Origin of the sequence: Labrenzia sp. VG12 (assembly GCF_002237595.1) — a bacterium.
Lineage (GTDB): Bacteria > Pseudomonadota > Alphaproteobacteria > Rhizobiales > Stappiaceae > Roseibium.
Window position 1 is genome coordinate 4421829 of sequence record NZ_CP022529.1, and the last position, 20514, is coordinate 4442342.

The 20514-nt window shown below is 60.0% G+C and carries 16 protein-coding genes; 6 read left to right on the plus strand and 10 right to left on the minus strand.

Annotation, left to right across the window (positions count from 1 at the left end):
- The first annotated feature begins 12 nt into the window (after nt 1-12).
- The 3 genes from bhcC (at nt 13) to CHH27_RS20590 (ending at nt 3442) form a co-directional block, all read left to right on the plus strand.
- Nucleotides 13-1176 (plus strand): 3-hydroxy-D-aspartate aldolase BhcC, encoded by a 1164-nt coding sequence (gene bhcC, locus CHH27_RS20580; protein WP_094073247.1) that lies wholly within the window; start codon nt 13-15, stop codon nt 1174-1176.
- A gap of 300 nt (nt 1177-1476) precedes the next feature.
- Entirely contained in the window at nt 1477-2442 is a 966-nt protein-coding gene (gene bhcD / locus CHH27_RS20585) for an iminosuccinate reductase BhcD (protein ID WP_094073248.1), read from the plus strand.
- Nucleotides 2443-2458: 16 nt separating this feature from the next.
- On the plus strand, nt 2459-3442 hold the full coding sequence (locus CHH27_RS20590) for a type I glyceraldehyde-3-phosphate dehydrogenase (RefSeq protein WP_094073249.1): 984 nt from the start codon (nt 2459-2461) through the stop codon (nt 3440-3442).
- Nucleotides 3443-3596: 154 nt separating this feature from the next.
- Here CHH27_RS20590 and CHH27_RS20595 read toward each other — a convergent pair whose 3' ends face one another.
- The 8 genes from CHH27_RS20595 to CHH27_RS20630 all read right to left on the minus strand — a co-directional run bounded on the left by CHH27_RS20595 (nt 3597) and on the right by CHH27_RS20630 (nt 11942).
- A complete protein-coding gene (locus CHH27_RS20595) occupies nt 3597-4652 on the minus strand; it encodes a sugar phosphate isomerase/epimerase (RefSeq protein ID WP_094073250.1) in 1056 nt (351 codons plus the stop codon).
- Between the two features lie 34 nt (nt 4653-4686).
- On the minus strand, nt 4687-5739 hold the full coding sequence (mgrA, locus tag CHH27_RS20600) for an L-glyceraldehyde 3-phosphate reductase (RefSeq protein WP_094073251.1): 1053 nt from the start codon (nt 5737-5739) through the stop codon (nt 4687-4689).
- A gap of 12 nt (nt 5740-5751) precedes the next feature.
- Nucleotides 5752-6873, minus strand: coding sequence for a Gfo/Idh/MocA family protein (locus CHH27_RS20605; protein ID WP_094073252.1), 1122 nt, complete (start codon nt 6871-6873; stop codon nt 5752-5754).
- 9 nt (nt 6874-6882) lie between these two features.
- Nucleotides 6883-7632, minus strand: a complete 750-nt coding sequence (locus CHH27_RS20610) for a sugar phosphate isomerase/epimerase (protein ID WP_208988308.1) — start codon at nt 7630-7632, stop codon at nt 6883-6885.
- A gap of 26 nt (nt 7633-7658) precedes the next feature.
- On the minus strand, nt 7659-8750 hold the full coding sequence (locus tag CHH27_RS20615; RefSeq protein WP_094073253.1) for an ABC transporter ATP-binding protein: 1092 nt from the start codon (nt 8748-8750) through the stop codon (nt 7659-7661).
- An 8-nt stretch (nt 8751-8758) separates the two neighbouring features.
- The gene (locus CHH27_RS20620; RefSeq protein WP_094073254.1) at nt 8759-9661 is read right to left on the minus strand and encodes a carbohydrate ABC transporter permease; all 903 of its coding nucleotides are present in this window, start codon (nt 9659-9661) and stop codon (nt 8759-8761) included.
- 22 nt (nt 9662-9683) lie between these two features.
- The gene (locus tag CHH27_RS20625; protein WP_094073255.1) at nt 9684-10574 is read right to left on the minus strand and encodes a carbohydrate ABC transporter permease; all 891 of its coding nucleotides are present in this window, start codon (nt 10572-10574) and stop codon (nt 9684-9686) included.
- A gap of 135 nt (nt 10575-10709) precedes the next feature.
- The gene (locus tag CHH27_RS20630) at nt 10710-11942 is read right to left on the minus strand and encodes an ABC transporter substrate-binding protein (RefSeq protein WP_094073256.1); all 1233 of its coding nucleotides are present in this window, start codon (nt 11940-11942) and stop codon (nt 10710-10712) included.
- 222 nt (nt 11943-12164) lie between these two features.
- Here CHH27_RS20630 and CHH27_RS20635 point away from each other — a divergent pair, with 222 nt between their 5' ends.
- The 3 genes from CHH27_RS20635 (at nt 12165) to CHH27_RS20645 (ending at nt 17283) form a co-directional block, all read left to right on the plus strand.
- Nucleotides 12165-13199 (plus strand): LacI family DNA-binding transcriptional regulator, encoded by a 1035-nt coding sequence (locus tag CHH27_RS20635; RefSeq protein ID WP_094073257.1) that lies wholly within the window; start codon nt 12165-12167, stop codon nt 13197-13199.
- 376 nt (nt 13200-13575) lie between these two features.
- On the plus strand, nt 13576-14379 hold the full coding sequence (locus CHH27_RS20640) for a PstS family phosphate ABC transporter substrate-binding protein (protein WP_094073258.1): 804 nt from the start codon (nt 13576-13578) through the stop codon (nt 14377-14379).
- Between the two features lie 12 nt (nt 14380-14391).
- On the plus strand, nt 14392-17283 hold the full coding sequence (locus tag CHH27_RS20645; protein WP_094073259.1) for an EAL domain-containing protein: 2892 nt from the start codon (nt 14392-14394) through the stop codon (nt 17281-17283).
- Between the two features lie 7 nt (nt 17284-17290).
- Here CHH27_RS20645 and CHH27_RS20650 read toward each other — a convergent pair whose 3' ends face one another.
- On the minus strand, nt 17291-18310 hold the full coding sequence (locus tag CHH27_RS20650) for a 2Fe-2S iron-sulfur cluster-binding protein (protein ID WP_094073260.1): 1020 nt from the start codon (nt 18308-18310) through the stop codon (nt 17291-17293).
- Nucleotides 18311-18344: 34 nt separating this feature from the next.
- Nucleotides 18345-20132, minus strand: coding sequence for an ethylbenzene dehydrogenase-related protein (locus CHH27_RS20655; protein ID WP_208988309.1), 1788 nt, complete (start codon nt 20130-20132; stop codon nt 18345-18347).
- Nucleotides 20133-20514 lie beyond the last annotated feature (382 nt).

Below are 20514 nucleotides of genomic sequence, written 5' to 3' on the forward strand. Positions count from 1 at the left end.
TGGAGACCAACAATGAACGCACAAACCGGATTTGAAAAACTCGAAGTCGGCTACGATGTCCCGGCCCTTCCCGGCATGGACGAGGCCGATATCCAGACCCCGTGTCTGGTGCTCGATCTCGATGCACTGGAGCGCAACATCAAGAAGATGGGCGATTATGCCAAGGCCCACGGCATGCGCCACCGGGTGCATGGCAAGATGCACAAGTCGGTTGATGTCGCCAAGTTGCAGGAACGCCTCGGCGGCGCCGTCGGTGTCTGCTGCCAGAAAGTGTCCGAGGCAGAGGTCTTCGCAAGAGGCGGCATCAAGGATGTTCTGGTCTCCAACCAGGTCCGCGATCCGCAAAAGATCGACCGGCTGGCGCGGCTGCCGAAATTCGGCGCGCGCACCCTTGTCTGCGTCGACGACATTGAGAATGTCGCTGATCTGTCGGCGGCGGCGGTCAAGCATGGCACCGAGCTGGAAGTCTTTGTTGAAATCGACTGCGGCGCCGGGCGCTGCGGGGTCACCACCAGCGAAGACGTTGTTGCCATCGCACAGGCAGTCGATGCGGCAGCTAACCTGAAATTCACTGGCATCCAGGCCTATCAGGGCGCCATGCAGCATCTCGACAGCTTTGAGGCCCGCAAGGAGAAGCTCGACATTGCCATTGCCATGGTCCAGGACGCGGTCGAGGCCCTGAAAGCAGCCGGCCTGGAACCGGAGCTCGTCTCCGGCGGTGGTACGGGCTCCTATTATTTTGAATCCAATTCCGGCGTCTACAACGAACTGCAATGCGGTTCCTACGCCTTCATGGACGCCGACTACGGCCGGATTCTTGATCAGGACGGCAAACGGATCGACCAGGGCGAGTGGGAAAACGCGTTTTTCATCCTCACCCAGGTGATGAGCCACGCCAAGGCTGACAAGGCGATTTGCGATGCAGGCCTGAAGGCTCAGTCGGTCGACAGCGGCCTGCCGTTCATCTACGGCCGTGACGATGTCGAATATGTCAAATGTTCCGACGAGCACGGTGTCATCTCCGACCCGAAGGGCGTCCTCAACGTAGGTGAGAAACTCAGACTGGTTCCGGGCCACTGCGACCCGACCGCCAATGTTCACGACTGGTATGTCGGTGTGCGGGGCGGCAAGGTCGAAACCGTCTGGCCAGTCTCTGCCCGCGGCAAGGCTTATTGATACGCAGCTCCCTGCTGTTCGTCATTGCCGGGCTTGTCCCGGCAATCCATGCCGCGACCTCTCTGTTCGGATCTCTTCCGCGCTGATGGGGAACGGCATGGATGCCATGGTCAAGCCATGGCATGACGACGGTAGAGCTGTGTCACACCGTATTCCACTCACATCATCCTTAGGAGGCGCGCCCGCGCCGATATTTAGGATCGGCATCCGCTTCAAAGTGCGCAGTCGATCTTTCGAGACGGGCCATTGGCCCTCTTCAGGATGAGGTCTGAAATTGAGACAACTTCTCAGGAGACCCTCATGATCATTGTTCCTGAAAGGGAAATTGCCGACCTGATCGGCCGCAAGGACGCCTTTGACGCGGTTGAAAAGACCTTCGCTGCCATGGCGAGCGGGGCCGCCTATAATTTTCCGGTCATCCGGGAAGCCATCGGTCATGCAGATGCGCTTTATGGCTTCAAGTCCGGCTTCGACCGTTCTTCCCTGGCGCTCGGCCTGAAATCCGGCGGTTACTGGCCCGGCAACATGGACAAGGGCCTCACCAATCACCAGTCGACCGTGTTCCTGTTCGATGCCGATACCGGCCAGGCGAGAGCGGTTGTCGGCGGCAATCTCCTGACGGCGCTTCGCACCGCCGCTGCATCTGCCGTTTCGATCAAGCATCTCGCCCGCAAGGACGCCAAGGTGCTCGGCATGATCGGTGCCGGCCATCAATCCGCCTTCCAGATGCGCGCCGCTGTCGAACAGCGTGACTTTGAAAAAGTGATCGGCTGGAACCTGCATCCGGACATGCTGGTGCGGCTGGAAGAAACCGCCAACGAGCTCGGTCTTCCTTACGAATCCCTCGATCTCGACCGGCTCGGGGCCGAAGCCGATGTGATCATCTCGATCACCTCCAGTTTCGAACCGATCCTCAAGGCCGCTCAGGTTACACCCGGCACACATATTGCCTGCATGGGCACCGACACCAAGGGCAAGCAGGAGGTCGACACGGACCTGGTCGGCAAGGCCAGGCTGTTTACCGACGAGGTTGCCCAGTCCGCAACGATCGGTGAATGCCAGCACGCGGTTGCTGCCGGAATTGTCTCTGAGGACAATATAATTGAGATCGGTGCCGTGATTAATGCTACGCATCAAGGCCGGACCTCGGACGACGACATCACGCTGTTCGATGGGACGGGCGTCGGCCTTCAGGATCTCGCGGTGGCCTCCGCTGCCGTTGAGCTTGCAGTTCAGAAGGGTGTCGCCGTTCAGGTGGACTTCTAAACCCGGACCTTGAGGAATGCGGATAGTGATCAACGGGTTCGGCCGCATCGGCCGGACCGTCCTGCGCCAGGTGCTGGCCCTCCCGGCGTCGGAGGCGATTGAAGTGGTGCGCATCAACGACATCGCGCCACTCGAAACCTGCTCTTACCTCTTCAAATATGACAGCGTCTTCGGCCCCTGGCCCGGCGAGGTGAGCGCTGACGAAACCTCACTGACGATCGATGGGCAACGGATCCCCTTTTCCGCCGAAGCCGATCTCTCGCAGCTTGATCTCGGCAATGTCGACGTCGTCATGGAATGTACGGGGCGCGCGGACACGCGGGAGGTCGCCGAACGCGGCCTGAAGGCCGGGGCCAGGAATGTGCTGATCTCCGGCCCGTCCAAGGCTGCCGACATCACGCTGGTGCTGGGTGCCAACGAGGAAAACCTCGGCGACTTCAGGATTGTCTCCAACGGTTCTTGCACGACCAACGCGCTTGCCCCGCTGCTGCGCGGGCTCGACGATGCAATCGGCATCCAGAGTGGCCACATGACCACGATCCACTGTTACACCGGCAGTCAGCCCATGGTGGACGCCCCGCGCGGGCCACTGGAACGCAGCCGGGCCGGCGGGGTCTCCATGGTCCCGACCACCACCAGTGCGACCAAGCTGGTGGGCACCGTGCTGCCCCAGCTTGCCGGCAAGGTCAGTGGCGCAGCCGTGCGTGTGCCGACCATCAGCGTCTCCGCCGTCGACCTGACGGTGACGCTGGCGGAACCAGTCGAGGCGCCGTTCAACAACAGGCTTCTGGAAATATTCAAAGACAGTCCGGTGATCGGCTTCGTCCGAGACCGCGTGGTCTCGACCGACATGCGCACGCGTCCTGAATCGCTGGTCCTGCATCTGCCTGAAACGCTGGAGGCAAATGCCCGCCAGGTGCGTCTCTTCGGCTGGTACGACAATGAATGGGGCTTTTCCGCCCGCATGATCGACATGGCCCGGTTGATGGCGGCGCGATAGCGCCCCCGCTTCGAGCGCACCGCTCAGATGCGCTGATAGATGATTTCTTTACAGGCGAGGGAATGGGGGAGTTTCGCCATCCCCTAGCCTTTTCTGCTCATCTCAGAGGGCGGACCTTCCGAAAGCGGTTTCAACCTGCGTCCAGACCAGGCTGCTACAGTCCCAGCATCTTCCGGATCTGGTCCTGGTCGGTGTCACCGCCGGCGAAGTCGTCAAAGGCCTTGTCGGTGACTTCGATGATGTGGCTTTCGATGAAGGGAGCACCTTCTGCCGCGCCCTGTTCCGGAGACTTCAGGCAGCATTCCCATTCCAGCACCGCCCAGCTGTCATAGCCATATTGGGCGAGCTTGGAAAAGATGCCGGAAAAATCGACCTGCCCGTCGCCGAGTGAGCGGAAGCGCCCGGCCCGGTTGACCCAGCCCTGATATCCGGAATAGACGCCCTGGCGGCCGTCCGGATTGAACTCGGCATCCTTCACGTGATAGGCGCAGATGCGCTCGTGATAGATGTCGATGAAGCTGAGATAGTCGAGCTGCTGCAGCAGGAAATGCGACGGGTCGTAGTTGATCTGGCAGCGCTTGTGCCCGCCAAGGGCCTCCAGGAACATCTCGAAGGTCGCACCGTCAAAGACATCTTCGCCCGGGTGGATTTCGTAGCCGACATCGACGCCATTGTCCTCATAGACGTCGAGGATCGGTTTCCAGCGTTTGGCGAGCTCCTTGAAGGCTTCGTCGATCAGGCCTGCCGGGCGTTGCGGCCAGGGATAAAGATAGGGGAAAGCCAGAGAGCCGGTGAAGCTCACGGAAGCCGTCAGGCCGAGATTGCGGCTGGCGATGGCGGCCTTTTTCATCTGATCGACCGCCCAGTCCTGCCGGGCCTGCGGGTTGCCATGCACTTCCGGTGGCGCAAATCCGTCAAAGGCAAGATCATAGGCCGGATGCACGGCCACAAGCTGACCTTGCAAGTGGGTGGAGAGCTCCGTGATCTCGACACCGGCATCGGAACAGATGCCCTTGACCTCGTCGCAATAGGTCTGGCTTTCAGCTGCCTTGTTCAGGTCGAACAGACGGCCGTCAAAGGTCGGGATCTGGATACCCTTGTAGCCAAGGCCGGCAGCCCAGTTTGCAATGGCTGGCAACGAGTTGAACGGGGCGTCGTCCCCGCCGAATTGCGCCAGGAAAATTGCAGGTCCCTTGATCAGTCCGGCCATGGCTTCCTCCTTCTGTGTCAGCGCCGGGTGCGCGCTATTTCTTCTTGCGGGCCGGCCCTTTGCGTTCCGCCGAGGCGGCCCAGAGATTGATATCTGCTTCCCGCGTGGTGTCCTCGATCTCGCGCAGCTCCGCGTCTGTGAACTCCAGATTGGCCACAGCACCGACGCAGTCCTCCACCTGACCGGGACGGCTTGCACCGATCAGCGCGGTGGTGACACGTCCCTTGCGGAGCACCCAGGCAAGCGCCATCTGGGCGAGGCTCTGTCCGCGCCGTTCGGCGATGGCATTGAGCGCTCGGATCGTTGCCAGGTTGTCCTCGCTCAGGAACTGGTCCTGAAGCGACTTGCCCTGGGTGGCCCGGCTGCCTTCCGGAATGCCCTTCAGGTATTTGTTTGTCAGCATGCCCTGCGCAAGCGGCGAAAAGGCGATGGAACCGATGCCAAGATCGTCCAGCGTGTCGAGCAGACCATCTTCCTCGACCCAGCGGTTGATCATGGAATAGCTCGGCTGGTGGATCAGGCACGGCGTGCCGAGATCCTTTAGGATGGCGGCCGCTTCCCGTGTCCTTTTTGAGTTGTAGGACGAGATGCCGACATAGAGCGCCCGTCCGGATCGCACGATATGATCGAGCGCCATCATGGTCTCTTCAAGCGGCGTGTCCGGGTCGAAGCGATGGGAATAGAAGATATCGACATAGTCGAGCCCCATCCGCTTCAATGACTGGTCACAGGACGCGATCAGGTATTTCCGGCTGCCCCATTCGCCGTAAGGGCCCGGCCACATTTCATAGCCCGCCTTGGACGAGATGATCATCTCGTCCCGGTAAGGCGCGAAATCCGTCCGCAGCAGGTCGCCAAAGGCTTCTTCCGCCGCGCCCGGCCTCGGGCCGTAATTGTTGGCGAGATCGAAATGGGTGATGCCGAGATCGAAGGCGGTCCGGGCGATGTCCCGTTTCAACTGATGTGGCGTGTCCTCGCCGAAATTATGCCAGAGGCCGAGCGAGATCACCGGCAGTTTCAGGCCGGATCTCCCGCAGCGGCGGTATTCCATGGTGTCGTAGCGCGTTGCCGCTGCCGTCCAGGTCATTCTGTCTCCAAATCAGGTCAAGAGCGCCTGCGCAGCTTGCGGATCCAGGGCGGCCGGTCGCTCGCAGGTCGTACCGATATCGATGAATTGACCGGTCTCGCCGGAGGCGAGAATCGATGTCATCACGTCGACAGCATGCAGAGAGAATTCCAAAGAGCAACGGTGCGGACGGTTTTCCAGGATCGCCTGTGCCATATCGGCAAGGCCCGCGGTGCGGTAATTTGCATTGCCGCCGTCATTGGCCCTGGAGAACGGGTGGTCCCAGGCTTCCGACAGGCTGGCGAAGCTGCCCTTGTCGGTCATGCGGACTTCACCACCGAAGAAGTTCGGATCCGGCACATGCAACGTACCGCCCTGGCCATAGAGTTCCATGTTGGAATGGCCGTGCTGCCAGACATCCCAGCTGGCGCAATAGGTGATCTGGGCGCCTGAGTGGAACTGCATCACGGCATGGATCGTGGTCGGGGTCTCGACCTTGATCTTGTCGCCATGGCGCGGCTGCGAGGTGATGGTGCGATATTCGGAGCCGGACGAGCTCATGGCGCAGACCCGCTTCACCGGGCCGAGCAACTGGACCAGGTTGGAAATGTAGTAGGGGCCGAGATCGAGGATCGGACCACCCCCCGGCTGGAAGAAGAAGTCCGGGTTCGGATGCCACATTTCCATGCCCGGGCTCTGCACGAAGCAGGTGCCGGACGTCACCTTGCCGACGGCGCCTTCATCGACCAGGTGCCTGGCAAGCTGATGAGCTCCGCCCATGAACGTGTCCGGTGCGGAACCGACGCGGAGGCCTTTTGACGCGGCGATGTCCGCGAGGGTCTTGCCCTCTTCGACGCTGAGCACAAAGGGCTTTTCCGAATAGACATGTTTGCCGGCTTCCAGAACCTTCCTGGACACTTCGAAATGGGCGGCCGGCACAGTCAGGTTGACGATGATGTCGATGTCATCGGCACCGAGCAATCCGTCAATGCTTTCTGCGCGCAGGCCGAATTCCTCTGCCCGGGCTTTCGCTGCCGCTTCGTTGAGATCTGCGCAAGCCCGAACCTCGATGCCCTTGAAAAGCGGGGCGAGGCGCATATAGGCGGCCGAAATGTTTCCGCATCCGAGGATGCCGATTCCAAGTGTGTTGCTCATATCAGGTCCTCAAAAAGTGCGGAAGGCGTCGATGGAACGGCTGGCAAAGCGGTCGAAGTCGGAGGGCTTGTCGTGTTCCATCACGAAGAGGTCGACACCGACGCCGCGCAAGGCGGCCATGATGCCTTTCCAGTCCATGGTGCCCTGACCGACATCGGCCCAGCCATCCTCATCCTCACACTCGCCATCCGGAGCGATGTCCTTGACATGGGCCGTCGTGATGCGATCCGCGTATTTCTCGATCCAGGCCAGCGGATCCTGTCCACCCCGCACGATCCAGGCGATGTCCGCTTCCCATTCGATGGAGGGAGCGGCTTCCAGCAGGATGTCCATCGGCAGCCGGCCATCGGCGCAGGGAACGAACTCGAAATCGTGGTTGTGCCAGCCGAAGCGCAGGCCTGCGTCGCGGATGCCTTCGCCGATGGTTTCCAGGCGGGCGCCGACCGACTGCCAGTGTGCAGCATCGGGTCCACGCTGTTCCGGCGGCGGGGCCGGCACGAACAGCCGCTTCATGCCAAGCGTGTGCGCGGTCTCGATGACCTTGCCGAGATCGGTCTCGAACTGTTCCATCGGAAAGAAATGCCCGGAGGGCATGGCAAGGCCGTTGGCGTCGAGCAGGGCGCGGAAAGCGGCCGGGTCGTCGTAGTTGCCACCGAAACCTTCGACTTGGGTGTAACCGAGTTCGGCAAGGCGCTTCAGCACACCGTCAAAAGGTGTGAATTCGCGCGCGGAATAGAGCTGGAAAGAAACATCCATCATCATCGTCCTGAATATGAGAGGCCGGATCAGATCCGGTTTTCGGTTGATTTGTCGAAAAGATTGGCGCGCGCGGGGTCGAAACCGACCTTGATGGCGTCGCCGTGAGCGATTGCCGCCTGGCCGTCGAGGCGCACCCACAAGGTGCGGTCCGAAATCGAAATGCGGGCAAGCGTGTCTGAGCCAAGCGGTTCCACCAGTTCCACATGGCCTTCAAGCTGCACTGGCGCAGAGGCGGTGTCCGTCCCGCTGACCATATGTTCCGGCCGGATGCCGAACCAGGCCGCGCCCCCTGCCGGGGGACCGTCCTGAAAGGCGTAACCATCGAGCGGAAAGGCGGTCTCGCCGGTCTTGAAGCTGTAGCTGCCACCGGCCTCGACCACCTCGCCTTCGAAGAAATTCATCGTTGGAGAGCCAATGAATTCCGCCACGTATTTGCTGGCCGGGCGATTGTAGATCTCGTGCGGTGAGGCGAGCTGCAGGATCCGGCCGCCGCGCATGATCGCGATCCGGTCGGCGAGCGTCATTGCCTCGATCTGGTCGTGGGTCACGTAGATCATCGTGTTGTGCAGCTTCTGGTGAAGCTGCTTGATCTCGACCCTGAGGTCGGCCCGGAGCTTGGCGTCCAGATTGGAGAGCGGCTCGTCGAACAGGAAGACATCCGCATCCCGCACCAGGGCGCGCCCGATGGCGGCGCGCTGGCGCTGGCCTCCGGACAGGGCCGCAGGCTTGCGTTTCAGAAGCGGTTCAATCTGCAGGATCTTGGCCGCCCGGTTGACCCGCTCCTCGATCTCCGCCTTCGGCAGTCCGGCATTTTTCAGGCCGAAGCTGAGGTTCCCGGCAACGGTCATCTGCGGATAGAGCGCATAGGACTGGAAAACCATGCCGATGCCGCGTTTGGACGGCTCTTCCCAGGTCACGTTGTTGCCGCCGATGAAGATCTGGCCGCCCGTGACATCGAGAAGCCCGGCAATGCAGTTGAGCAGCGTGGACTTGCCGCAGCCCGAAGAGCCGAGCAGGACCAGGAACTCGCCCTTGCCCACATCCAGATTGAGGTCCTTCAGGACTTCCAGGTTTCCGAAGCTCAGGGAAAGGTTGTTGATTGAGATGCTTTTTTCCATTGTTGTTCTCAGCCTTTCACCGCACCGGCGGCGATGCCGCGGACGAAGAGTTTTCCGGAAATGAAGTAGATGGTCAGAGGAACGAGGCCGGTCAGGATGGTGGCGGCCATGTTGACGTTGTATTCCTTCACTCCTTGCGTGGAGTTGACGATGTTGTTCAGCTGGACCGTCATCGGATAAAGGTCAGGCTTGGTGTAGATCACGCCGAACAGGAAGTCGTTCCAGATGCCGGTCACCTGCAGGATCATCGCAACAACGAAGATCGGCAGGCTCATCGGCACCATGATCTGGAAATAGATGCCCCAGAAACCGGCACCATCGACCCGGGCCGCCTTGAACAGCTCTTGCGGCACGGAGGCGAAATAGTTGCGGAAGAGCAGCGTCAGGATCGGCATGCCGAAGATCGTGTGCACGATGACAAGGCCCGTCAGGCTGCCGTAAAGACCGACTTCCCGCAGCATGATCACGATCGGGTAGATCATCACCTGGTAGGGAATGAAAGCCCCGACGATCAGGATGGTGAAGAAGGTTTCCGATCCCTTGAAACGCCAGTTCGCCAGCGCGTAGCCGTTGATCGACGCGATGATGATCGAGAGGATCACTGAGGGAACGAGGATCTTCACCGAGTTGAAGAAGCCGCGGGAGAGACCGTCGCAATTGAGACCGGTACAGGCCTCGGCCCAGGCCTTGACCCAGGGCTGGAACGTGACCTCGACCGGCGGCGAAAAGATGTTGCCAAGCCGGATTTCCGGCATGCCTTTGAGCGACGTCACGATCATCACGTAGAGCGGCAGCAGATAGTAGAGACAGACGACGATCAGCGTGCCGTAGATCATGATGTTCCGGCGCGAGAGCATCTTGCGCGGCTTGCGGCCGGCAGGGCCTTCAACAATCCGGTTGCCGGCCGGCATGGCGGTGGAGTTGGCAGAAAGGTCAGCCACGGCGCTTGCCTCCGAATTCGAGATAGGCCCAGGGCACGACGATAATTGCAACGGTCAGCAGCATCATGGTGGAGGCGGCAAAGCCCTGGCCAAGGTTCTGCGACAGGAACATCGCGTCATAGACGTATTTGGCGGGAACTTCGGAAGCGATCCCGGGACCGCCGCCGGTCTGGGCAACCACAAGGTCATAGACCTTGATGATGCCGGAGGCGATCAGGACGATTGCGGTGATGAAGATACCGCGCATCATCGGAATGACGATGAAGAGATAGGTCTTCCACATCGGGATGCCGTCGACCCGCGCCGCCTTCCAGATGTCTTCGTCGATCCCGCGCAGACCGGCAAGCATCAGACACATGATCAGCCCTGTACCTTGCCAGAGGCCGGCGATCAGGATGCCGTAGATCACGATGTCCGGGTTGTAGAGCGGGTCGAAGGTGAAGCTTTCCCAGCCGAGATTGCGCACCACCTGCTGGACGCCGAAATCCGGGTTGAGGATCCATTGCCAGGCAAGACCGGTCACGATGAAACTGAGCGCGAACGGATAGAGCAGAATGGTCCGGAACGTGTCCTCGAAACGGATTTTCTGATCGAGCAATGCCGCCAGAACAAATCCGATGAGCAGGGAGAAAACCAGCGAGAATCCGCCATAAATGGCGAGGTTCTCAATCGAGATCAGCCACTTGTTGCTGTTCCAGAGCCGCTCGTACTGGTCGAAGCCGACGAATTTTTCACGCGGCAGCAGCTTGGAATTGGTGAAGGAGTACACCACCGTCCAGGCGGTGCCGCCGATAAACACCACCAGCGCGGTGACGATCATCGGAATCGCGGCCACCTTTGCATTCAGGTTGCGGTGCCAGAGAGCCGGGCGCGTTGCGGCCATGCCAGTCTTCCTCATCGCAGTCAGGGGTCCGGAAAGGATCAAAGGACCCTGCGCGCAGTGCCGCGCGCAGGGCTGGAGGACGCCGCCCTTCAGGCATGCTCCCTTGACGAAGGGCGGCGGAGCTCAGTGGCCGGATCAGTCGGCGTTCGCGATGATCGAGGCAAACAGCTTCTGGGCGTCTTCGGCCGACATTGACGGGTTGTTGAAGAACTCGACAAAGAGGTCGTTGACCTGCTGGTTGCTGTCTGCGGACATCAGCTGGTCGGTGCCCGGGATGATGTTGCCCTTGGCAAGGATCGCCAGACCCTTCTTCATGCAGTCATTGGCGGCCGACAGATCGACATCGCCGCGCACCGGCAGAGAGCCTTTCTTCAGGTTGAAGGCCACCTGGGTTGCAGGTGCCATCATGACCTTGGCCAGTTCACCCTGCGCCGCGGTGATCGCCTCATCGTCGACCTTCGGGAAATAGAAGGCATCACCGCCGGTCTGGATGACTTCATTGACGCCAAGACCCGGCAGGCAGGTGTAGTCTTCGCCGGCCACCTGGTTGGCGACCTGGAATTCTCCCTGGGCCCAGTCGCCCATGATCTGGCCGCCGGCCTTGCCGGTGATGACCATGTTGGTGGCGTCGTTCCAGTTCTGAACGTTGGAGTCCTTGGCCATGTCGCGAGCAACCGCAGCAGCCTCGAAGACCTTGGCCAGTTCCGGACCGGCGGCGAGATCGCCATCCTTGTCGCCAAACACCTTGGTATAGGTCTCAGGACCGGCCAGCGCGGTCAGCAGGGTCTGGAAGGCGAGCGTCGTCTGCCAGGGCTGCTGGCCCATGGCGAGCGGCACGATGCCGGCTTCCTGGAGCTTCGGAGCGGCGGCAACGAACTCCTCCCAGTTGGTCGGTACGGCAAGGCCGTTGTCGGTGAAGACGGCATTGTTGAGCCACAGCCATTGCGGAGAGTGGATGTTCACCGGAACGCAGTAGATCTTGCCATCGAGCGTGCAGCTTTCGAGCAGGGACGGCGGGAATACGACTTCGGCCCAGTTTCCTTCCTCGGCGATGTCGGTGAGGTCCCGCATCAGGCCGGCCTCGACCAGTTCCTCTGCCTGGCGGCCGTGGTTGAACTGTGTGGCGCCCATCGGGTCACCGCCGGTGATCCGGCTGATCATGATCGGGCGGGCTGTGCCGCCGGAGCCTGCAATGGCACCATCGACCCACTTGTTGCCGGTCGCGTCAAAGGCCTTGGCAAACTCTGCAACGGCAGCGGCTTCGCCGCCGGATGTCCACCAATGCGTCACTTCAAGATCGGTTGCGTTGGCAGCGCCGGCTGCACAAAGAGCAGTGGTTGCCACGAATACTGCGCGTAGTGATTTCATTCTGTCCTCCCATCGAACGGAATGTTCGGGTGTCCTCACGATGCGGCCTCCACCGCATTAGCTGTAATCGATTACATCTTGTTGTAATCTGCGTGTAATCGATTACATTGATCATCATTCTCGTGAAACGCACTTGTGTCAACCCGGAATGTTGGTGCAGTGCAGTTCACAGCTGGTGCCACACCAAAAACACGATACCGATCAGGACCTTCGGAGACGACATTGGCTCAAAAAAACGCACGTATCCGGGATGTCGCCAGGGAGGCGGGCGTATCAACGGCAACTGTGAGCCGCGCGCTGAGCAATCCGGAGCTGCTGTCGGAGAGCACCCGGGAACAGGTCTTTGCGGCGATCCGGGCAACAGGTTACCGGGTCAACCGTGCCGCCCGAAGCTTGAGAACGCGCAAGGCTGGTGCTGTGCTCGTCCTGGTGCCAAATCTCGGCAACCCGTTCTTCTCCAAGATTCTGGCCGGCATCAGCGAGACCTTTGGTGATCAGGACACATCTGTTCTGATAGCCGACACCAGGGACAATCGCCTGTCCGGCAAGCGGCTGGTCGACTATTTCCTGGATTCGCAGATTGATGGCCTGATCTGTCTCGACGGTGCCCTGCCCGATGACGAGTTGCGACTGCTGGAGGAAAACGATGTCGCAGGGCGGTTGGTGTTTGCGTGTGAATGGAAACAGGGGAACAGACTGCCATCCGTGCGCAGCGACAACGGCCAGGGCGCGCGTCTGGCCATCCGTCACCTTTACGACCTGGGGCATCGCAAGATTGCCCATGTGACCGGGCCGCAGGACAATGTCCTGACCCATGTCCGGCGTGAAGGCATGGTCGCGGAGCGTGCGGCGCTTGGCCTGCCTGTCCGCGACGAATGGATCGTCCGGGGTGATTTCTCGCTGGAGTCCGGCCGTGCAGCGGGGCTGCGCATTCTGGAAATGGAAGACCGGCCGACAGCGGTTTTCTGTGCATCGGATCAGGTCGCCTTTGGCCTGATGTCCACTCTCACGGCACATGGCGTCCGCGTGCCGGAGGACATGTCGGTCATCGGTTTTGACGACATCGAGCTTTCCGAATTCTATGTACCTGCGCTGACAACCATTCGCCAGGACCGGCACGCCCTGGGAACAAATGCCTCGTCTTTGCTGCTGGAATGCATGCAGTCCGGAGGGCTGCTGCAGGGAAGTGTGCCTGAGCCGGTGATGGTTGATGTTGAACTCGTGGTGCGGGCCAGTGCCGGTCCGCCGGCGTGCTGACAAGTGTAGTTCGGTCGGACACTTACCTGAGATCTACACGTTTTGATCTTCCCATAAGGTAAAGTGCAGCTAATCTTAGAGGGAGGCAGGCTGGCTCTCACAATAACTCATATTCAAATGTATATTTACGAAGCGCGTCGACAAATACAGAAATAAATCGAATTATACAACCTGCACTCAACCAATGGGCGGCAAAATTTGCCCTACAGGTAAATATTGCCTATCTATATTTTTCCAGAAAATTTGAGGAATTGTTTCTTTTTATTTCAAAGAAAAATCTTGAATACATATTTATTGTAATTTGTTCCAGTACATTAGTGTTTAGTTAACTTGAATATGCCAGTCTAGATCATACAGTCAAACATTGGTGGTAAAAATGCGTGTTTTGGCCTTTGGCTTGGCATTGTTCGTCTGCTCTCTCTTTGTTCAAAACGCTCACCTGTCGGCACAGACCGGCCTCAAGGTCGTCGGGACCGGCGATGGTCTGGAAATGCTACGCGAGATCGGCGCCGGATTCTCCAAGGCGCATCCGGACATAGCGCTGGATATTCCGCCGAGCATCGGGTCAGGAGGTGGCATTGCCGCCGTTGGAACGGGGGCGGAACGCCTGGGCAGGGTTGCCCGTCCGCTCACCGACAGCGAAGTGGAATACGGACTTGTTTATCTGCCCTTCGCCAAGATCCCGAGCGCGGTTTTCACGCATCCATCGACCGGTGTTGACGGTCTGACCAGTGAAGACCTTGTCAAACTCTATTCCGGTGAGATCACAAACTGGGCGGACCTGGGCGGCGCCGACCTGCGGGTGCGGCTGGTCCGGAGGGAAGATGCCGACAGTACGCTGCAGGTTCTGAAAGCGACGATGCCGGGTTGGGATGAACTGACGTTCTCGCCAAGATCCAAGACCGCTCTGACGACACAGGAAGCGATCGAGACGGCACGGGGCGTCGAGGGCGCGATCGCCTTCGGTCCATACTCCAGCCCGCTGGAAAACGGTCTGTCCGTTCTGGAAATCGACGGCCACCACCCGACGGATGACAGCTATCCGAGCGCCGTGACGCTGGCCCTGATCTACAAGGACGGGACGCTGGAGGAGGACATGCAGGCGTTCATTTCCTTCAGCCAATCGGACCAGGCGCGGGATTTGATCCGAAACTTCGGCGGTGTTCCCGTCGGCAACTAGCGTTCTCGGCCCATGATACGTCATTCCTCCCTTCTTTGGCATTACACATACGGCGCGGTCTTCACCGCCGTATGTGCCTTTGCCGGCCTGATCGGCCTGGTGGCGTATCAGCTTGAAAACAGCATGACGCGGCAGGAAGCAGAGTTGTTGCAACTCTCCCATGCCCGCCTGCTTGAAACGCTCACGGCGGATGTCGAACTGGCCGGAACCCGGCTGGACTACCTGCTTGAGGACAGGCTGCGGCGGGTCAGCGCCATATCGGAGCGTGTCGACACGGTAAAAGCCATTGAATCGCGCAACAATGTCGCCATGTCGGAACTCCTTGGGCCAGCTGCCAAGCAGGCAGATGTCGACAGTCTCGTGGTGCTTGACGACAAGGGTCGTGTCATTGGCGCGTCTTCCTATTCGGCAGATCTTGTCGGGCTCAACAACACCATCCGCCGTTTCAGCTTCTTTGAGGACATCGATCAGTCGCTGAAGGCCAGCTATCCGGGGCAACGGCTGACCTACTCGAGCCTTCTTCCGCTCAGGGAGACCAGCATTTTCGTTCCCGGCGACAACGTGAATTCCGTCTCGCAGGTTATCTTTGTCCCGGTTTTCGACGATTTCGGATATGTGATCGGTGGGCTTCTGGCACAGCGCTGGTTGCGCTCTGAAGAACCGCTGCTGGCGGATCTTGCCGAAATCAATTCCTTCGAACTGGCGATCCTCGTCGACAACAAGGTGATCTCCAGGGCCAATTTCGCAGGCGGTCTCGCGGATCTCGAAATCTCGCCGACACAACCGAACATCAGCTACAACGGCGCCAGGGTGATTGCGTGCGGCGGGCCGGTCTCGCCCATGACCATCTGCGCCATGCTCCCGATCGAGGAGCTCACCTCGATCCAGGCAAAGCTGACCAGGATCGGTACCGAAGAAGAAACCAAGCTGCTCAAGTGGCTGTTCCTGTTCGGATTGCTGGCGCTGGTTGCCTTTGCCGCCGTCGCCTATCTCCTGTCCAGGCAGATCACCCGGCCGCTAACCAAGATCACTCGCGTTCTGAGCGGAATTGCCGCCGGCGACTTTGAAAGCCAGGTGGCGGGCACCGAGCGGCTCGACGAGGTTGGCGATATTGCCCGTTCGGTTGTTTCCCTGCAGCGCTCGGTCAAGGAACGCGATGCCCTGCGCACGCGGGTCCATGAAAAGAATACGATCCTGCGCTCCCAGGAAGCGCAGCTGCGCGAACAGAACATCCTGTTCGATGCCGCGCTCAACAACATGTCCCACGGGCTTTGCATGTTCGACCGCAACGGTTGCCTGATCGTGTCCAACCAGAGGTTTGCAGAACTCTTCGGACTGCAGGCGGAAACGATCGGGTCCGGTCTGAGGGAGGAGCAGCTTTCTGCGCTATTGAACGCCGAGTTGCTCGAATCCGACAGTTTGACACGTGCCGATGGGCGCGCCGTCGGTCAACGGACCGGGGGACCGGTCCAAAGCACGAAAATGGAGAAGACCGGCACGGGCCGTATTGTCCTGACCACGCGGCAACCACTGGCCGATGGCGGTTATGTTGCCATCGCCGAAGATATTACCGAACGCCAGGAAGCGCGTGACCGACTGGCCTTCCTCGCGCGCCACGACATTCTGACTCAATTGCCCAACAGGATCGAATTTCGCGACAAGATGGACAATCGCCTGCGCCGCCAGCGCGAAGAGGGGGGCGAGTTCGCCATCCTTTGTCTCGATCTGGACGAGTTCAAGACGGTCAACGATTCCCTGGGCCACCCGATCGGTGACGAGTTGCTGCGCCAGGTCGCCGATCGTCTCCGCGACCTGTGTGATGAAGACGATCTGGTCGTGCGGCTCGGCGGTGATGAATTTGCCATCTTGACGCGCATGCCCGTACGAATGACGCAGGTTGAAGAGCTGGCCGAGCTGGTGATCTGGAAACTGTCACAGCCGTTCCTGATCGCAGACCACGAGATCGTCATTGGTGTGAGTATCGGTATTGCGGTCGCAAAAGGCGACGACATCGCCGGAGACGAATTGTTCAAGCAGGCCGACCTCGCCCTCTACCGGGCCAAGGAGGAAGGGCGAAACACGCACCGGTTCTTCCAGACGGACATGGGCATTGCCGTCAATGACCGCAGGGAGCTGATCACTGACCTGCGCAGCGCGGTCGCAAATGGCGAGTTGGAGCTCTATTTCCAGCCACAATATGCGATGAAGGACCTGCAGATTTCCGGGTTCGAGGCCCTGGTGCGCTGGAAGCATCCCAAGCGTGGCATGGTGCCGCCGGGCGACTTCATTCCGATCGCCGAGGACACCGGCCTGATCCTGCAGGTGGGCGAGTGGGTCTTGAACGAGGCCTGCCGGATTGCCGCGGGCTGGCCGGACGATCTGCGCATCGCGGTCAACCTGTCACCCCGCCAGTTGCGCGGGCACGCCTTTGGACCGGTCCTGATCAATGCGCTGACGAGTTCGGGCCTCCGCGCGGACCGGCTGGAGCTGGAAGTGACGGAAACGGTGCTTCTGACCGATTCAGAAGAAGTTCTCGACGCGCTTCACCAGGCAAAGACCCTGGGTGTGAAGGTCTCCATGGACGACTTCGGCACGGGATATTCCTCGCTCAGCTATCTGCGCCGCTTCCCGTTCGACAAGATCAAGATCGATCAGTCCTTCGTGCGGTCCATGGCCTATTCCGAAGAGTCGGTTTCAATCGTGAAGGCCGTGATCGAGCTGGCGAAGAACCTGAAGATGACCACCACGGCAGAGGGCGTCGAGACGCGGGAGCTGCTCGACATGCTCGCCGATATCGGCTGCACCGACGCCCAAGGATATTATCTGGGTCGCCCGATGCCGGTTGATGGCGCGGCAGAACTGATCCTGCCCGGCCAGGAAGCCATCACCACGGCGGCTCAATAGATCCCCGTCAGCGGCCGGCCGATGCCGTTGCGAACGGCGCGGCCGCCTTTCGCAGAAGATTGCCGGCAAAGGCCGTCAGGCCCTTGTCTTCTTCTGCGACATAAAACGGATCGGCGTAAAAGGTTGCGCCCGAGCTGAGCGCGATCTCCCGCATGGCTTCGACATGGGCCGGGGCGCCGGCGGAATACACCACATGATCTGCTGTCAGCGGGCCGACCAGGTCCTGGGGGCGGTCGCGCAGAACGGTTTCATTGTCGCCATCGCTCGCTGTCAGCGTGATCGGAACGCCATGGTTCTGTAGCCAGCGCACGGCATCTCGCATGTAAAGGCCGTCCCGGGTCCGGGCGCCGGCAATCACGCGGATCTCGCGACCCGGCTGGCCCATGCTCGCGGCAACGGCGATCGACCAGATTGGCGCAAACCCCGTTCCGGTCGAGGTCAGCAGGATGGGTTCGGGTTGACGGCGCAGGAAGGCATTGCCGAACGGGCCGCGCAGCTTCACCGCATGGCCGACGGAGATTTCCTTGCCGAGTTTCGACGAGACGACGCTGTTTTCATAGACCTTGATGTGGAAGACGATGACGCCCTCCTCGGCATCAAGATTGAGCGGCGTCGTCGGGCTGTAGTCTCGCGGCGGATAGCCGGCAAAAGTCGCTCTCAGATATTGGCCCGCGAGCCAGATCACCGGGCGCACGGTCCGGACGCGGACTTCAAGATAGTCTTCCTTGATGGTCCGGATGCTTTCAACGGTTCCCTTGATCGTCTTCACGATCGGCACCGGATCATAGGAAATCTCGGCATCGCCCTCCAGAACGGCAAGGCAGCCCAGCACCGTGTCCTTTTCCCGCGTTCCCAGATCGTCGACCGCGCCGCTGAGAACCCTGACGCGGCAGGTTTCGCACTGGCCGGAACAGCAGTCATGCGGAATGACGAGACGGCCCTCAAGGCCCGCATCGATCAGGGTGTCGCCGACATTCGCCTTGATCTTCTTGCCGTTGATGGTGACGGTGCAGCTGCTTTTCGACATGGCCGGGTCCGTTTTCTTGGAAACGCTTGAAGGATCAGTTGAAGGTCAGACGCACGGGCCGCGAATGGCGCGTGTGCCGGGTCTGGTTGTGATCGAACACGGATACCCAGACAAAAAGACCGTCGGTCATGGCCAGGTCCTGGTCATGGCCTGTGTCCATGTCGCGGATGATTTCCAGCGTCCAGTAACCGTCCTTCCACTTGGATCCACCCAGAAGATCGGCGCGGCTGCCGGTGTATTCGCCCTGGATCAGAACGCCGGGAATGATCGCACCGACCGGAATTTCTGCATCCTTCTCGGATGAATAGGGAACGCTTTCAGCTTCAAACAACCACCACTGGGAGCCAGGATCGTCTGTCGCCTCGATGGCAAGATCGATCGCACCCATTTTGGAGGAGATGTCATTGTAGTCGACGGGTAGGCGCCGGACATCGACGGTACCCTGATAGTCGGACCCCGCCTTTTTCTTGTAGTTGTAGACGTAGAATGACGTGCCCTTATCGGCGGCATAGCCGGCGCTGTAGCGCCCCTTGCCGGCGGCCTGGGCCTCATTCGGTGCCTTGGGTGTGCTGAAATACATGTCGTCCACTCGGCCGAGCATTCCGCCGCGCGAGGCTTTCCACTGCCAGACGTCGATCAGGCTGCCATCGGTGGTGTAATGCAGGCCGCGCCCGTGAAAGGCTGCCGGCTTGTCGCCAAGAGGCTTCGGGCCCATATGGGTCGAGTCGCCGCCGCCGAAGGCATCCGTTGCCGAAAACGCCACGGAAAACTTGTCTTCGTAATAGGCGGTTTCATCGGAGAGATCGGCCCGGTTGTTGAGCATGTACCAGCCGTCTTCCCGCTTGATCAGCGGGTGGCGCTTGAGCGACCGGTTGGGATCTTCCCAGCGAAAGGCAAACGCGATCTTGTCGCCGATCTGGGCCGCGCGCACCTCCACGGTCGAGGCGCCGGTGCCATCGAGGCCGGTTCCCTGTTGTGTTTCCACGAAGACCGGCCGCGCTGTCTGCCACGCTGCATCCGTCAGTTCGCCGTCCAGAACGGGCAAGTCGGTCGCCTGGGATACCACCAGATCTTCCCGAGTGACGGTATCGAGGGCTACCGCGCCGGCAAGAACAACCGCGCCGATGCCAAGGGAAATGGCGAGCGGGTGCGCCGCCATGCCGGGAAACCGGCGCAATTTCTGCGGCCGGAACAACCGCAGCAGCTGTGCGACATCGCCATAGGCATAATGCAGGATCACATGGGCAACGATGTAGCCCAGCACGACCAGGGCAGAGGTATAGTGAACCGTCACCCAGATGCCGCCATGGCCGAGATAGAGCCAGATCCCGGTGGCGGTTAGTGTCAGCACGGCTGCAAACAGGATCCAGTAGGCAATCACATTGACGGCCGACAGGCGCAGCTTGGTGCTGGCCGGCAGGGTCAGAACCACCATTTTCTTGGAGGAAATCCGCCGTTTCAGGCGGGCCAGGGACATATAGGCCCCATAGGCAAAGATCAGCGCCAGGACGAAGATCGCGGAGAGATAGTGCCAGGTCCAGATTTCGCCCTGTGGCAGGATCGGTTCAAACAGCTTGGAGAACCAGGCATGTTCGGCGTCGGTCGACAGTCTGAGGCCGGTCACCAGGCTGGCGACAATGGCAACAACGAGTGTCCAGTGCAGCAGGATCGTTCCGATATCGCTGCGAACCGGCGGGGCCTTGTCATCCGGCCTTCGCGCCGAAGCCCGTGTTTGCTTGTCTGGTTGCCGATTCGCAGAACCGTCGGCGGATTTGGGAGCAGGCGTCAGCTCGAGTGCGTGCTCAGTCACTTGGTCCGTCAACTTCCCCTCCAGGATCAGGATTCGCGAACAGGTTTGCGCAACGGGCGTTGCAACCAGAAGTTAATATAACGCGAAAAGGCGAGGCTAAAAAAACCCATTTTTCATCAAATGTGAAGCAAATTTAAGCAATACAACTTAGTTTAAACCTATCCTTGCGTAATAATGCATGCATTAATGCATTACGTAGCGTAAGTATAAAAGTAGAATTGGAAAAGATATTTCAGTTGGCAGCGATTCGGGAGGCGCGCGAGCGGCAATCGAAGGCAATCAACTGCCGATTTGGCAGGAGAAACTGTCCAGGCTTCGCAAACGGCCCGGGGCCTGACGAAAACCTTTGCGGCAGGATGGAATAACTTGACTTGCTGCCAGCATGGATCTTCGG

Excerpts from the sequence above, each read along its gene's own strand:
- bhcC (WP_094073247.1), top strand. The coding sequence starts at position 13 with ATGAACGCACAAACCGGATTTGAAAAACTCGAAGTCGGCTACGATGTC.
- bhcD (WP_094073248.1), top strand. The coding sequence starts at position 1,477 with ATGATCATTGTTCCTGAAAGGGAAATTGCCGACCTGATCGGCCGCAAG.
- CHH27_RS20590 (WP_094073249.1), top strand. The coding sequence starts at position 2,459 with ATGCGGATAGTGATCAACGGGTTCGGCCGCATCGGCCGGACCGTCCTG.
- CHH27_RS20595 (WP_094073250.1), bottom strand. The coding sequence starts at position 4,652 with ATGGCCGGACTGATCAAGGGACCTGCAATTTTCCTGGCGCAATTCGGC.
- mgrA (WP_094073251.1), bottom strand. The coding sequence starts at position 5,739 with ATGACCTGGACGGCAGCGGCAACGCGCTACGACACCATGGAATACCGC.
- CHH27_RS20605 (WP_094073252.1), bottom strand. The coding sequence starts at position 6,873 with ATGAGCAACACACTTGGAATCGGCATCCTCGGATGCGGAAACATTTCG.
- CHH27_RS20610 (WP_208988308.1), bottom strand. The coding sequence starts at position 7,632 with ATGATGGATGTTTCTTTCCAGCTCTATTCCGCGCGCGAATTCACACCT.
- CHH27_RS20615 (WP_094073253.1), bottom strand. The coding sequence starts at position 8,750 with ATGGAAAAAAGCATCTCAATCAACAACCTTTCCCTGAGCTTCGGAAAC.
- CHH27_RS20620 (WP_094073254.1), bottom strand. The coding sequence starts at position 9,661 with ATGCCGGCCGGCAACCGGATTGTTGAAGGCCCTGCCGGCCGCAAGCCG.
- CHH27_RS20625 (WP_094073255.1), bottom strand. The coding sequence starts at position 10,574 with ATGGCCGCAACGCGCCCGGCTCTCTGGCACCGCAACCTGAATGCAAAG.
- CHH27_RS20630 (WP_094073256.1), bottom strand. The coding sequence starts at position 11,942 with ATGAAATCACTACGCGCAGTATTCGTGGCAACCACTGCTCTTTGTGCA.
- CHH27_RS20640 (WP_094073258.1), top strand. The coding sequence starts at position 13,576 with ATGCGTGTTTTGGCCTTTGGCTTGGCATTGTTCGTCTGCTCTCTCTTT.
- CHH27_RS20645 (WP_094073259.1), top strand. The coding sequence starts at position 14,392 with ATGATACGTCATTCCTCCCTTCTTTGGCATTACACATACGGCGCGGTC.
- CHH27_RS20650 (WP_094073260.1), bottom strand. The coding sequence starts at position 18,310 with ATGTCGAAAAGCAGCTGCACCGTCACCATCAACGGCAAGAAGATCAAG.